Origin of the sequence: Psychroflexus sp. MES1-P1E, assembly GCF_002836055.1 — a bacterium.
Taxonomy (GTDB): Bacteria; Bacteroidota; Bacteroidia; order Flavobacteriales; family Flavobacteriaceae; genus Psychroflexus.
In genome coordinates this window covers 1-13,599 of the sequence record NZ_PJBS01000337.1, presented here as the reverse complement: position 1 = coordinate 13,599, position 13,599 = coordinate 1, and the positions used below count along the sequence as shown (strand labels likewise).

General features: G+C 35.3%; 13 protein-coding genes. 5 read left to right on the top strand and 8 right to left on the bottom strand.

The window, feature by feature from the left end:
• Positions 1-38: 38 nt before the first annotated feature.
• The 4 genes from CXF67_RS15140 to CXF67_RS15130 all read left to right on the top strand — a co-directional run bounded on the left by CXF67_RS15140 (position 39) and on the right by CXF67_RS15130 (position 2,166).
• The gene (locus CXF67_RS15140; protein ID WP_102089506.1) at positions 39-857 is read left to right on the top strand and encodes a substrate-binding domain-containing protein; all 819 of its coding nucleotides are present in this window, start codon (positions 39-41) and stop codon (positions 855-857) included.
• 112 nt (positions 858-969) lie between these two features.
• Positions 970-1,134, top strand: coding sequence for a hypothetical protein (locus tag CXF67_RS18355; RefSeq protein WP_180957989.1), 165 nt, complete (start codon positions 970-972; stop codon positions 1,132-1,134).
• Positions 1,135-1,183: 49 nt separating this feature from the next.
• The gene (locus tag CXF67_RS15135; protein ID WP_180957988.1) at positions 1,184-1,660 is read left to right on the top strand and encodes a serine hydrolase domain-containing protein; all 477 of its coding nucleotides are present in this window, start codon (positions 1,184-1,186) and stop codon (positions 1,658-1,660) included.
• 149 nt (positions 1,661-1,809) lie between these two features.
• Complete coding sequence (locus CXF67_RS15130; RefSeq protein WP_102089504.1) at positions 1,810-2,166, top strand: hypothetical protein; 357 nt, start codon at positions 1,810-1,812, stop codon at positions 2,164-2,166.
• Positions 2,167-2,744: 578 nt separating this feature from the next.
• On the opposite strand, the gene CXF67_RS15125 is transcribed toward CXF67_RS15130, so the two are convergent.
• Positions 2,745-3,194 (bottom strand): nucleoside deaminase, encoded by a 450-nt coding sequence (locus CXF67_RS15125; RefSeq protein WP_102089503.1) that lies wholly within the window; start codon positions 3,192-3,194, stop codon positions 2,745-2,747.
• Positions 3,195-3,772: 578 nt separating this feature from the next.
• Here CXF67_RS15125 and CXF67_RS15120 point away from each other — a divergent pair.
• Positions 3,773-4,846, top strand: coding sequence for a response regulator (locus CXF67_RS15120; protein WP_102089502.1), 1,074 nt, complete (start codon positions 3,773-3,775; stop codon positions 4,844-4,846).
• A gap of 343 nt (positions 4,847-5,189) precedes the next feature.
• Here the strand turns inward: CXF67_RS15120 and CXF67_RS15115 are convergent, their stop codons facing one another.
• The 7 genes from CXF67_RS15115 to CXF67_RS15085 form a co-directional block, all read right to left on the bottom strand.
• Positions 5,190-6,086: a 3-hydroxyacyl-CoA dehydrogenase gene (locus CXF67_RS15115; protein WP_102089501.1), complete on the bottom strand. Its 897-nt coding sequence runs from the start codon at positions 6,084-6,086 to the stop codon at positions 5,190-5,192.
• A 56-nt stretch (positions 6,087-6,142) separates the two neighbouring features.
• A complete protein-coding gene (locus CXF67_RS15110; RefSeq protein WP_102089500.1) occupies positions 6,143-8,092 on the bottom strand; it encodes an oleate hydratase in 1,950 nt (649 codons plus the stop codon).
• Between the two features lie 100 nt (positions 8,093-8,192).
• On the bottom strand, positions 8,193-9,455 hold the full coding sequence (locus tag CXF67_RS15105) for a DUF5692 family protein (RefSeq protein WP_102089499.1): 1,263 nt from the start codon (positions 9,453-9,455) through the stop codon (positions 8,193-8,195).
• A 68-nt stretch (positions 9,456-9,523) separates the two neighbouring features.
• Complete coding sequence (locus CXF67_RS15100) at positions 9,524-10,459, bottom strand: DUF5692 family protein (RefSeq protein ID WP_102089507.1); 936 nt, start codon at positions 10,457-10,459, stop codon at positions 9,524-9,526.
• Positions 10,460-10,549: 90 nt separating this feature from the next.
• Positions 10,550-11,398, bottom strand: coding sequence for a hypothetical protein (locus tag CXF67_RS15095; RefSeq protein ID WP_102089498.1), 849 nt, complete (start codon positions 11,396-11,398; stop codon positions 10,550-10,552).
• 23 nt (positions 11,399-11,421) lie between these two features.
• The gene (locus CXF67_RS15090; RefSeq protein ID WP_102089497.1) at positions 11,422-12,429 is read right to left on the bottom strand and encodes an alpha/beta fold hydrolase; all 1,008 of its coding nucleotides are present in this window, start codon (positions 12,427-12,429) and stop codon (positions 11,422-11,424) included.
• A gap of 23 nt (positions 12,430-12,452) precedes the next feature.
• On the bottom strand, positions 12,453-13,307 hold the full coding sequence (locus tag CXF67_RS15085) for a hypothetical protein (protein ID WP_102089496.1): 855 nt from the start codon (positions 13,305-13,307) through the stop codon (positions 12,453-12,455).
• Positions 13,308-13,599: the final 292 nt, after the last annotated feature.

Genomic DNA, 13,599 nt, shown 5'->3' with positions numbered 1-13,599 from the left:
ATACATAAAATAGAAATTTAAAATCTAAATATTATATTATGAAAGAAATAAAAATTGGAAATGGAGGGGCAGGTATTACGGGTTTCGTCCAATATTTGTATAAAGAATTCAATATTTCTAATAAAACGAAATACGCATTCGAATGGAAAACTTCAGATACAACAGAAACAATAAATGGTCTGATAAATGGGGACTTAGATGTTGGATGGCCATATGGTAAGAAAACGGTATGTGATGCTTACAGTAAGCATAGTGACATTTGGACAGAGCCTATATATATATTTAGAGATCATTTCGTTTTGGTAGGTCCTAAGGATAATCCAGCTGATATTCCTTTTAGTGGAGATCTGCATCCGCATGTATCAAAAGAAGAGGTGTATGCCATGTTTAAAGCAATAAGTGAAGGAAAAAATGGATCAAAATTTATGACTAGAAATGATCAGTCAGCAACCAATATCTTAGAGCGAAATATTTTCAAGAAAGTTCTAGGCCGATTTCCAGATGTTAGCAAAGATAGCTGGTATATAGCATTTAAAAGCTATCCAGATAAGGCGCTTAAGGAAAGTAATACTAAAGGATATTATACATTAAGTGATCGAGGTATTTGGACATGGGCAAAGCCAAATTACAAGACTAAACTACGCATTTATTGTGAGGGGGGAGATTCAGATCCATTAGATATTTTATTGAATCCTTGTTTTACAATCGCTCGTAAAAAAAATAAAAAGGCGGTAGAGTTTTGTGAGTGGTTAGGGAAAAAAGAAGGTCAAAATTATGTTGAAAAATATATACTGAATGGCGAAAATTTATATTCCAAAGCTCCTGAAAGTGGCGCATATCCTTGTGAAAAAGAGTAAGCTTATTTAAGGAAAAATAATAAAAACGACATCACTACAAGGTGTAAAATGCATTAAAACGCATTTTACACTAAACGTAAGTAATTGAATACTAACTTAAATAAATTCAAAAATGAAAAATATATTGATTGTAAGTGCTATAATATGGGTTGTTGTAATTCTATTAGCTTCATATCTCTACAGTGATACAGAAAATTACAAATATCTATTTGGTGTATTACTAGTTGCAGCAGGATTACAAAATGCACTTATTTATAATGCGCTGGAAAAACAATAGTCGGCGAAATAAGCCCTTTAGTTCTTCCATGTTGATACAATTTGGAATAATGAAATTAGTGGAAATGGGTAAAATCAACTTAGACACCCCCGTAAGTAATTACCTAAAAAGATGGCAACTCCCACCAAGTGAATTTGACAATGAACAAGTCACAGTAAGAAGATTATTAAGTCATACCGCAGATTTAACTGACGGACTTGGCTATAGTGGTTTTACAAATCGTGATTCTATTCAGACCATAGAAGCCTCATTAACTAAAGCCAAAGATGCAGATGCTGGGTTAAATGGTGAAGTAAAAGTAGGAATTGGACCTAATTCTGCATGGATATATTCTGGAGGAGGCTTTGCACTCTTACAGTTATTAGTGGAGGAAACAAGCGGGCAAACTTTTAATGAGTTTATGAAAATTAATATATTTCAACCCTTGAATATGACCAGCAGTACCTACATTTTAAATGATTCATTAGAAGATAGACTCTATGAATTTTATAATTCCAATACTACTGCGGCACCACATTTTTATTAAACTTCTTTAGCAGCTACTTCTCTATATACTTCATTGTCTGATTTGGAGCTATTTTTTCAACTTTTTCAAAAGGCAAGAATAGAGAACCTATTAGCAGGAGTCAAATAAGCCCTGAATCTTTAAAATTAATGTAAAAACCACATTGGGATATGATGGGCGCAAGTATTTATGGGTTAGGCACCATGCTTTATATCGATATCGAAAATGATGATGACATTTTCGGACATGATGGACAAAGTACACCACCTATTAATACAGCAATAAGAATAAATCCCAAAACTGGAGATGGGCTAATTATTTTAGAAACTGGTCATCCAGATTTAGCGACAAGAATAGCAAGTGACTGGGTATTTATAGAAACAGGCAAATCAGATACTTTACTGTTCACTATGCTTACAGGAAAAATGTCCAATATTTTATTTATTGGATTAATCGCAATAAGTATTCTAAACATCGGAACAGGAATATGGCGAAGGAAAAGAAAAATGTTACCAATAAATAACTGAAGTAAAGCAACTTTATTCTCGTATATTCTGTGGTGCTATTATTTAGACTCAAAGAATCACAAATGTGAATCTTTGAGTCTTTTTGTTGTGTTTTTATTCTGCCTATCTAGGTAAAACGGAAACTGTACTTTCCTAAAATAAGGATACATAATTTCAAACATTATGTACAAAAATGACAAAGTCATTAAGCGTTACAACAAACCTTTCAAAAAAAAATAGATAATAGTTTGACAGATGAAAATCATTGTCACGAAAATGCAATAGCAGAATGTGTAGATGGAATATCAAAAAATGAGTTTTATCTCAACCAAACTCTTTAAAATATAGCAAAGGCTAAGAGCTACAAAAATCCAATTAATCTTTACAACGAAATAAGATTTCACTTATTTTTAGGTCATAAAACACCTAAGATAATAAGTCAATGTAGCCTTACCCCTATTTCAGGAGTAGATAAATCTCTTGTCCTTCATAAATTTGTTCTTTTAGAATTTCTCCGTGATTTTTGATTTAACTAATTTCACTATCATCAGCTTGCCCCAAATCTTGATTTACACTCTCTAGTATTTCTTCGCTTATAGCTAAGATTTCCAGACAGCGACAGCTTCACCACGCAGCATTTGTTCTAATTTAAATTCTAGGTGACGATTCTCTGTATTTGACTGGTAAAAGAGATCGCTATAGAGATAGCCAGCTTCTTTAGCATCTTCTGCAGAAGCACCGAAAAAAACCTGATCAAGTTTTGCCCATCTAGTCGTTCCTAAACACATCAGGCAGGGTTCACAACTCGTGTACAACACACAACCTTTTAGAGATTTAGATTTTAACTTTTTACAAGCCTCCTGTATCATAGCGAGCTCAGCGTGCTGGGTACAATCGGTTTTAGATCCCACCTGGTTATGGCCTTCGGCAATGATGTGACCCTCTTTTACGATAACAGCGCCAAAGGCTCCTCCACCCTCAGTGTCCTTGCCTTTTTTTGCCCAATTAATGGCTTTCAACATAAATTTTTCGTGTGTTCCTTTTTTCATAGTATTGAATTAAAAAACAATAGCTAAAATAGTACAACTCCTTGAGGATCTAGGCTTAAATATAATTATCAAATCAGTTTATGGAGAAAATTTTTCTTTTTAATGATCCTATTTTTCATCACAACCTAAGCCAGATTTCCTAGCAGCAAAATAGGGCTTGAGCAGCTTAAAGTCATAAAAAAACTTGATAACTCACTTAGAAAAGTATTGATACAATTTTAAATACTGACAAGTATAACTCGCTTCAACAAAGAACAATTAAAACTATTTGAGAATGAAGCAATAAATCAGTCTTTATAAATCACAAACTTTTAGAGAAAAATCAATCCAAGTTCAGCAACTGATAAATACAACGTTTTATATCCTTTGATACTTTTGGAATTCAATTAAATACCACAGAGAAAAGATTGGAAAGAATGGCAATTGGATTTTTAGCTACTGCTGATGTAAAAAAAATAGCAGATTTTAAAAATTCAAAAAACTGATATTTCTCATTTTAACGAATAAGGCTTACGCTTAATTTTGGTATTATTAACAAGTGTTTACTACACAATAGAAATGCTAAGCCTATAAAAACCATGAAAAAAATATTATTAATTGAAGACAACCAAGATATTCGAGAAAATACAGCAGATCTTTTAAAATTGGCCAATTATGATGTGGCCACTGCCAAAAATGGTATAATAGGTGTTAAGATAGCAAGACAATTTGAGCCAGATATTATCATCTGCGATATCATAATGCCCAAATTAGATGGCTATGGCGTACTCTTTCTTTTGAGTAAAAACACAAAAACCTCTGGTATTCCTTTTATCTTTCTAACAGCTAAATCAGAAAAAGATGATATGCGAAAGGGAATGAATATGGGAGCTGACGACTATATCACAAAACCTTTCGAGGAGATGGAACTATTGAATGCCGTTGGGAGCCGGCTTAAGAAAAATGACCTTTTAAAAAAAGAATTTACAACGAATTTGAAAGGAATCAAGACCTTTTTTTCCGATGCGTCTAGTTTCGAAGAATTAAAGAACCTTTCCAAAGGCCGTAAATTAATTAAGTATCGAAAAAAAACAGATATCTATATGGAGGGGGATTTGGCGTATAAACTCTATTTCATTCAAAGTGGTAAAGTCAAGACCTGTAAAATGGCAGATTCAGGGAAAGAATTTATCACAGGAATGTTCGGTTCGGGAGATTTCTTGGGAGCTATGTCGCTTTTAGGAGAATCAGGAGTTTACGGCGAATCAGCCATAGTCAATGAAGACGCAGAGATTTGTGCTATTTCAAAAGATGATTTCACCAAGTTAATTTTTAGCAATAAGATGGTATCCAATGCATTCATAAAGTTATTGTCTGATAACTTAGTGGAACGTGAAGATCAGCTTATGCGCTTAGCTTACTGCTCGGTACGGCAGAGAATAGCTAAAAAATTGATAGAATTGAGCAGTAAAACAAACCTCAACAACGATGCACTCAAAGGTGTCAATGTCACAAGGGAAGATCTTGCGGGATTGATAGGGATCGCAAAAGAAACATTATGCAGAACACTCTCACAACTTAAAGATGACCGATTGATACTAATGGAGAAAAGAAATATAACGATCCTAGATAAAATGCAGTTAACGCGTGTTGCTGATTCAGGATATTTATAATGAAAATGAAACCTTTTTAATTTCCAATGCAAAAACTGGGTCTAATATGATATTGTAGGTTTATTTTGGTATAAGTAAGAGTTTTATAGGCGATCAGCTCTTTGTTTAAATTCATACCTAACATTCCTGTCATCTAACAAAATTTTTGATAAAGTACATACAAGATGAAACCATGTCGCCAGAAGATTCTAGTAACTCAGACTCTCTTGACGACCTCATAGATGAATCACGAATATCATAATATTGACAAAATTCAGTTATAGTCAATACGTTTTTGATGTGCGTATTTAAATATACCACGCTTAAAGTATTTTCCTAAAATAGGTGATTAAAGTGATTTTTTTTAATTTAAAAAATCTTTGCTTTTATAAGCCGGTTCTGGATATATATAAAAACCTTCTCCGTTGGAAACCCCTAATTTATTTGTATCAATAAATTTTTCCTTTAAATACTCAGTTGTTTTAATTTTCAAAGGATCCTGGGATTTTCCTGAAGCCATTTTATAGATATTATATACCGTATTAATACCTACGATATCAATAATAGCAAACGGTCCTATTGGAGCACCTGTTGCTTTCATCCATGTTTTATCTATAGTTTGAAAATCTGCAACTTCTTTTACTAAAAGATTTGTAGCTGCACTTAACAATGGCATAAGCAATGAGTTTAAAATATAACCAGGCTGTTCTTTATGTAGCGGTAGTGCTAGCATCCCGATGGCCTTGGCAAAGTTAACCACATCCTTAAATGTTTCTGGGTTTGTTTGTAGATGGCCCATAATTTCAGCTGTATTATTCCTCCATATATCATTTGCAAAATGCAGAGCTAAGAATTTGGAAGGTCTCCCAGTAACCTCTGCAAACTGACTTGGTAATAAGGTAGACGAGTTGGTTACAAATACTGTTTTCTCAATGGCTACTTTTGCCAATTTCTTATAGAATTCTTTTTTAACATCTGGGTTTTCGGGTACGGCTTCAATTAATAAATCGGCATCTTTTACGGCTTCAGATAAATTTGAGATATAACTCAAATTGCTATAAGCACTATCTAGTTGTTCTTTTGAGGCATTTAAATCTTTTTTAAAAGCCTCACTCATTGTGGTGAATTTGGCTTTTGCTTTTTCAAGAACATCATCATTTATATCGTAAACAATTACATTAAAATTATGAAAGGCTGCTTGAAAAGCAATCTGATATCCTAAAACGCCACTTCCCGCTACTGTAATATTTTTAAATTTCATATTTTTTAATTATTAATTTAGGGGATTTAGTTTTAAGCACCAAACCCTCTAAAAAGTTAATGCTTAAGCCCATTTGCCCAGTCCTTAAGTTTATCCAACTGCTCACTAAAGAAAGAGTCGTGGTGTTCTTCATCCTTTTCATTCTTTTCTCCTTCAGGTAAGATATGTTCAAAATAGGTGTTCTTTAGTATTCGCTTTAAAACACTTTCTCCTAGAAATGGTTTGTAATCGTTTAAGGCTTTAGTCGCTTTTAATAGCTGACGAATATCGTATTGGCTAGCAGCAATATCTGGCACCTGTTTGTTAAGGTTTAGTAATTTATAAACAGCTATTCTAGCCGTTCTTACCGAAGTTTCTACAGTAAATACAACATCGTTGTTCGTCTCTACAAACTGTCCTACAAGTCCTAAGTTCTTTGAGCCATTTGGCACTATATGCGGCCTATCTCCTACTGCTCTAGGCATAAACATAGAGGTTATGTAGGGCATGAAGCTTGTTTTGATAATTGTATTTTCAATAATAGTATCCAGTTGATCTTCTAATCCAATATGAAAACATAATTCAGATAAAATTTCATTTCCTGAACTTTGTGGCATCGTTTTTTTATTATGATTGCCGTCTTTATTCATGAATAAAGCATAAACCCATACAACCAAAACATCATCGGGTTGCTCTGGGAAGTGTGGTTGACGATTAATGGTAAAACTCATTAGCCAGTTAGAATCGGTGATGGACACTATGCCTCCTGTAGCTGCTTTTCCAGAATAAGGGTCGTTTACACAGTATTCCTTGATTTTTTCAGTTAAGGCTGAAGGGTGACACGTTAATGTAGCAGATTGCCAAGATGATTTTTCAATAGAACTACAGAATTTTTCAGGTTTACCAAATTCAGCTGATTTTGTTGCTAAGTTTTTCCATAGTTGCCATCCTGAACTCTCACCACTTTCTTCATTATTAATAGCTTTAATAGTAGCATTTGTATTATCACCATAAGAGGTGTCTTCTGTCATGGAAGCTGTAGTCACAATAACAAAATCATTTTCAGTTACTGGAATCTTTACTTCCTTATCTTTTTGTTGGGTAATTATACCTCTAACCACTTTACCTTCTGTGTTGATCTGTATATCTAAATCTTTAACCAAGGTATCAAACTGTATTTTAACGCCTTTGGATTTTAAATGATCTGTTAAAGGTTTTACGAATGAATCGTACTGATTGTATTTTGGAAATACCAAGCACGATAAATCTTTAAATCCATCGGTAAGATGTAAAAAGCGGTGTAGATATAATTTGCATTCTAGTAAACTATGCCAGTTTTCAAAAGCAAACATAGTACGAAATAAAGTCCAAAAGGTACTTTTTAAAAATGAGCTACTAAAATAATCTTCAACAGTCATATCATCTAGGTCTTCTTTCTTTTTTAGTAAAAGCCTTACAATAGCCAATTGATCTAATTTGTCTAAGCCAAATTTGCTAAAATCTTGTATTTCTCCATGATTATGAATTAACCTAGCTTTTGAATAATTAGGGTCATTATCATTTAGCAAACGAAATTCATCTAAAACACTATAGGGAGCAGGCATCTCTATAGCAGGAATATCCTGAAGTATATCCCAAAGGTTTTCATAGGTCATTTCCATTTCTCTACCACCTCTAACAAGGTAACCGTCTTTAGCATTTCCAGCACCATCAAGAGAGCCACCTTTTACAGCCAATTTGTCGAGAAAAAGAATATTTTCACCGGGGATGTGACCATCTCGTATAAAGTAATAAGCTGCAGATAGGCCCGCTATACCGCTTCCTACAATATAGACTTTACTGTCTTTAAAAGATTTAGAAGGAATACCTCTATTACGTTGGTAGTTTCCTGTGAGATCAGCAAAAGGCATGGGTTGATCTTTAGAATTGTGCACTATTTCCTTGTTCGCATCTGGAGCGTGTTCTACATGTCCTGGAAATGGAGATGCGTCTAACACTTTATCGAATTTTTTTGTTATTTTTTTCATGATGTTTTATTTTAATGTTTTTGTCCTACTCATATCACTTTTCGGTTCCGTGCCGTTTTTCTAATGGGTTCTGGCCTCCACTTTGTTGGATTATAAAAATCTATACGACCTGCTCTGTCTTGTTTACTTCTTCCGTTTCGTCTTGTCCCACACGGAAATTTTTAGGGGCCTTGCCTGTTAGCACATACCTGAAATGATATAGTGCATATGCTAAATTTGCAACAATACTGAATATCGCAAAAAACATCATAAGGTTATAATTACGAGGCAATTCTACGATCACGCTGTCAACAAAAGACCCGAAAGTAAAGAGATACATCATCCATATCCCAAGGGTAAAAGCTCGTGCCTGAAGCCAAGCGCCTTGTTTTGGAAGAATGGGTAAGGTACAAGACAGTAATACCATAAAATGGAAGGCGGCATGTCCCGGAAAATTGAGGTATACAAAAGTGAAATTCCATATATCATAAGCAATAATCCAGAACATGGTCATAGCAGGCCATACCATATCTTTATGTTTTGATTTGTCTGGCCCTATGTTTTTCCATTTAGACAGAGTAATAATACTTAAGATTCCAGCTATGGCATTAAGCGTGTTAGGTAAGAATCCCAGAGAAAAGTCTTGTGTAACTGCTTCAAAAATGTTGACAGCAAGAAATGCAGCCGCAATAAATACCACAAATTTAAAAGTCCCCAATTTGGTATACCGAATAGCCACGAACCATACACAAGCCATGACCACAGAATACAATTTTACCCATCTAAACCAATATACGATGCCATTGTCCATCCATATTGGAATCATTATGAGCGGTATCAAACCAAAAAATAAATATGCAGCCCATTTATATCTACGAAACAATTCGTTTAGAAACATCAATCCAAGAAGAACTCCTATAAGATGCATAAAAGAAAGACCCTTATGGTTTTCTATAAGCATTAATGTTTTAGTACCCATTTCAACTGAATAGGTTTCGCTCTTTACATATTTCAATTGTTTCCCATCAAAATCATGGATTTCACTTCCTTTATCACTTATTATTTCTAGAGATGTTCCTTTAGTATTCCATGTTTTTTCTTCCGTCAGATTATTTCCCGAAAATTGTTTTTTAATTGTAACAGTACCATCATTTCTAAAATCAAGAGAGAAGTAACTATCTCCTTCACCTGTATTCCCTTCCATATTGCCTTGAAGCTTCCCTATATCTTCAGGCTTAGCCTTCTGCATATCATTTGTGGTTGTATTGATTTCAGATGAATAATCCGCATCTATATACTCGCTGTACTCGGCAGCGAACAAATTTGCTGATGTCAGAGCAAAAGTGAATAAAAGTAGTATCCATTTTGGAATTACATTTTTCATAATTGTTTTTGTTATGTTATACAGATAATTGTGCAAGCTTTCGTGAGTGTTTAAAATATTTTCAATGCTTATACATTTTCTGCTAGTACGTTTTGATATGTTTTTGTGTCCTTATATATTTCATCTTTCAATGGGTGTTTTTTAAGCCTCACTATCCGTAAACCTTGATAAACAAAGAGGGCTAGATTTGCAATAAGTGCAATGAGGCTAACACTAAAGAAAGCTTGAGGATTGTGTGTGGTAGGAACCGGTGCAATCTTGTCAGCAAACTGCGGAATGGTCATCACAAACATGATCCATAAAGCAAGCGTGGAGGCCCGATGCTGAAGCCACGCTCCTTTTTTAATAAAAAATGCTGGAATTGTACAGGAAATCAATAAGGCAAAACCCGCATAAAAGGAGTGATCGGAAATACAGTTATAGGTATAGGCAAAGTTCCACAAATCGTAGGCAATAATCCAAACCCAAATCATATCAGGCCAAATCATATCTTTAGATTTATCCTCTGAAATAACGATACCCGTCCAACCGCAAATAGTGACAATATTTAAAAGTCCTGCAATACCGTTCATGATATTCCAAGACCCAGACATCACCCATAGGTTATCGACATAACCGCCTTCCCAAAGGCCAAAACTATACACTTGAAAATCGCGAAAACAAGCCTCAAGGATATTTATGGCAAGTATGGCAGCAGGGAATACTAGCACCCATTTCCTTTTTGCCAATGCTGGAATAAACCGAATGGCCATAAAACCAAGACAACCAGCAAGTGCAGAATAGGTTTTCACCCAGTTAAACCAAGTTCCTGTTCCATATTCATTATCCGGAGCTGCCGTTTTTGGCCAAACGAAAATCGTTAGAATTATAGGAACAATAAGGAAAAGTAGTATCCCTCCCCATTTAGTGGTTCTACCAAATTCATTAAAAGCGATAAGCGTAAGGATCACAAATAGCATAATCGCCCATGCATTTAGTCCCGGTACTTCATATAGGTAACTCATGAGGAATATATTTAAATAGTAAAGTTCCATTAATCCTATTCGCAGTTTATAAGAGGTTGAGGGATATAAACCGCAAACAAGGTTCTGTTGTTATTTCTTCAAAGGATTCATCATTCCTGTCGTTAGGGTAAATCTAAAATTCCATTCAGGGCCTACCATATTTGGAGATTCGGCATAATACTGGGTTTCATAACTTAGATTTATGGGAAGTCTACCCATTTTAAAAGTACTACTGAAACCAAGGCCTATTGGTATGGACCATACATTGCCAGACGTTTTATCCCAATTAGCTTCAATTATTGGGCTCATTCCTATATTGAAAGTTGGGCTAACACGATATCTTAGAAAATACTGTAGCTTGAATCTATTAATATCCGTGCTATTTTGTTGCCCTCCTAAAGACCAGTTTTGTTGGGCTATAAATCCAAAAAAATACTGGTCATCAACTCTTCCAATACCAAATGTAGGACCGACCGACCATTGCTCAGCTCCAATTATTGAATTGGTAGCCGTTGGAAAGATCCATGTGGCCCCAAACCCAAACAGATTAAAGTAGCCTAGGCCTTTTGTTGGAGTAAACACTTGAATCAATTCTATATCACCCAAACCTCTCTCGGTTTGATAACTCCCATCCAGTTGTGGTGTTTCAAGAACAACATAAGGGATTAAGGGTCGGTTTACCAAATTCCACTTTTCGCCTATAGGAATAGGCATGATAGGTTGAAAGTTTGTAAAATTAGCCTTGCGGTTTCCTGAAATGGCATCACCTTCCAAAAACACAAAATCGTTTTGAATTTGTAAACTCCAGATATCGGAGAGGGGGTTTAAAAACTCAGTACTCATTTTTGCAAGATCCACATCTGCTTTACCCTCTACTTGTGCTGTGACATGTCCTATAATTAAAGAGGTCAGTACTGCTGTGATTATAAATTTTTTCATGTTATTTTAATTTTATGGTCTTATTAATTTTTTTGTTCAGCTTGGTTTGCACGTGAAGCAAGCCACCATTGCAGTGTTGTCGAAACCAATTTTGAAGCATCTTGCTGCACAAAGTGGCTAGCTCCTGGCACAGTTACCAAAGTCATATCTTTCTCCAACCACTCCCAAGTATTATTGAGGCCATGAGCATTGATTGCCCAATCGTCAAGGCCATGAAATATCAATACAGGCATCTTAAGTTTTGGTAAAGGGGTTTTTTGAGCATCTTCCCGTGCTTTTTGATAAGGTAGACGTGCATAATTGGCCTTATAATAATTTAGCATGGCGGTAAAGTCCGATTTTTGATAAGCCTCTATATAATGAATACGTACTTCTGGATCTTTTACCCAGTAGGCAAGATTTTCTGCAGTCATTGGTTTTCCAAACAAAATTGTAGGGTCATCTGGTGTGCCGTCTATAAACTTTCTGGCGTAACTACTGCTCTTTTGTTGGACAGGATTCGTGGCCAGTTCTCGTCGCATACCATTGGGATGAGTCACATTAAGAATAACCAATTTGTCGGTCATCTGAGGTAGATGTATGGCAAATTGCCAAGCTACTGCCCCGCCCCAATCATGGCCTACAATAATTGCTTTTTCTTTGCCGAAATGGTGGATTACAGCGGCAACATCACCAACTAATTTTTTAAGGGAATAATTTTCCACCCCCTTAGGCTTATCACTCTTGTTATACCCTCGTTGGTCTATCGCAACAACATGATAGTCTTTCGATAATACTTTCATTTGGTGACGCCAGGTATACCAGTAATCAGGGAAACCGTGAATCATGATAATCAAAGGCCCTTTACCAACTTCTGCATAATGGATTTTAACGCCGTCAGAATCAGCATAGCCGTAATTTACTTCTTGCAAAAAATTCGAAGACTCTACTGTTTTGGTATCCACTGTTCCTTGGGATGTAGCATCCATCGCCGCGGATAGTGCACCTACAATAGAAAATAAGGTTACTATATTTTTGAAATTATTTTTCATTTTTAAGATATTTAAATTATAGTTTATGACGTTTGACTTTCCATACTTTTTAAGGGTAATGGAATCCCTTCTTTTTTAGATTTATAATATTTTGTGATCCACCAGATTCCGTAAGGAACATGCAGCGCCATATTGATAACTCCCCATATATATAAGACGTTGTCATTGGCCCATGATGTAGAATCCATCAAAGGCGTGAAGATGTCGTAGGTGGAACGAAGCAATATGTGAAATGCCAAAGTATATATCCTAGCTGTTACATAAAGCTCCGGTCTTCCTTTAATAATTGGGTAGAGCTCGGCCGCCATTAAAATACAAATAGAACTCGCAAAGAAGCCAGCGTTCTCGCCGAATACAAAGGCGAGATTCCATGTCGTGTATAAAAAGTTCCAAGCAAAGGTGGTATAGACCAATAAGTCGCCAGGCGCTTTTTTGGAGAATCCCCAAAACCTTTGTTTAATGCCCTTATAATGCGGCCAAGGAATGGTTATACAAAGTATCACACCAGCAATGCCATTAAAATAATTACCTGTTCCAAAATCCTTTAAAGTGGCTTCAAAAATATTAAGAAATAATACCATATAAAGTGCCCAAAGCACCCAGTCTTTGCGAAAGAATTTCCACCATCCTTCTTTTTTATAGAGGTGAGCAATTCTTGCTAATCCAACAATTAAGGCGGTAGGAATTAATACACTAACGGTTTTGGCCCATCTAAACCATCCAAAAAGATTCCCCTTCCAAAGCGGGAAGGTGAATAATGACGATATCCAGAAAATAGCTGCAAATTTTGGATGTTTACGGTTAAACTCTATAAAGAAGAGTAGAAAAGCAGTGTAAGCAATCATAGAGATTATATACTGCCAGATAGGAATATCCATAATGTTAGTTTTTAAGTAAACTTTTAATTATGGCACAAAGTAATGGTGGGAACTTCACAAATATATTGACCTAGATCATGCCTTTTACATGATCTAAGTCATGTAAATTTTTTACAAAATTCCGCACCTTTGTAAAAGAGATTTAAGTCTATATCTTTTAAAAATAGATAAAAAAATTAATGGAGATCTCTTCAAAATTATTCATCACCCTTGTTTCCCAAGTGCTATTCTGCCAGTTTGCCAAAAGTCAATCCCTGAGGGACATAAGCAACGGCCTGCGCTCTGCAACCGG

Coding starts and splice junctions, on each gene's coding strand:
- CXF67_RS15140 (WP_102089506.1), top strand. CDS start 39: ATGAAAGAAATAAAAATTGGAAATGGAGGGGCAGGTATTACGGGTTTC.
- CXF67_RS15135 (WP_180957988.1), top strand. CDS start 1,184: ATGAAATTAGTGGAAATGGGTAAAATCAACTTAGACACCCCCGTAAGT.
- CXF67_RS15085 (WP_102089496.1), bottom strand. CDS start 13,307: ATGGATATTCCTATCTGGCAGTATATAATCTCTATGATTGCTTACACT.
- CXF67_RS15125 (WP_102089503.1), bottom strand. CDS start 3,194: ATGAAAAAAGGAACACACGAAAAATTTATGTTGAAAGCCATTAATTGG.
- CXF67_RS15105 (WP_102089499.1), bottom strand. CDS start 9,455: ATGAAAAATGTAATTCCAAAATGGATACTACTTTTATTCACTTTTGCT.
- CXF67_RS15120 (WP_102089502.1), top strand. CDS start 3,773: ATGAAAAAAATATTATTAATTGAAGACAACCAAGATATTCGAGAAAAT.
- CXF67_RS15130 (WP_102089504.1), top strand. CDS start 1,810: ATGATGGGCGCAAGTATTTATGGGTTAGGCACCATGCTTTATATCGAT.
- CXF67_RS15115 (WP_102089501.1), bottom strand. CDS start 6,086: ATGAAATTTAAAAATATTACAGTAGCGGGAAGTGGCGTTTTAGGATAT.
- CXF67_RS15100 (WP_102089507.1), bottom strand. CDS start 10,459: ATGAGTTACCTATATGAAGTACCGGGACTAAATGCATGGGCGATTATG.
- CXF67_RS18355 (WP_180957989.1), top strand. CDS start 970: ATGAAAAATATATTGATTGTAAGTGCTATAATATGGGTTGTTGTAATT.
- CXF67_RS15095 (WP_102089498.1), bottom strand. CDS start 11,398: ATGAAAAAATTTATAATCACAGCAGTACTGACCTCTTTAATTATAGGA.
- CXF67_RS15110 (WP_102089500.1), bottom strand. CDS start 8,092: ATGAAAAAAATAACAAAAAAATTCGATAAAGTGTTAGACGCATCTCCA.
- CXF67_RS15090 (WP_102089497.1), bottom strand. CDS start 12,429: ATGAAAAATAATTTCAAAAATATAGTAACCTTATTTTCTATTGTAGGT.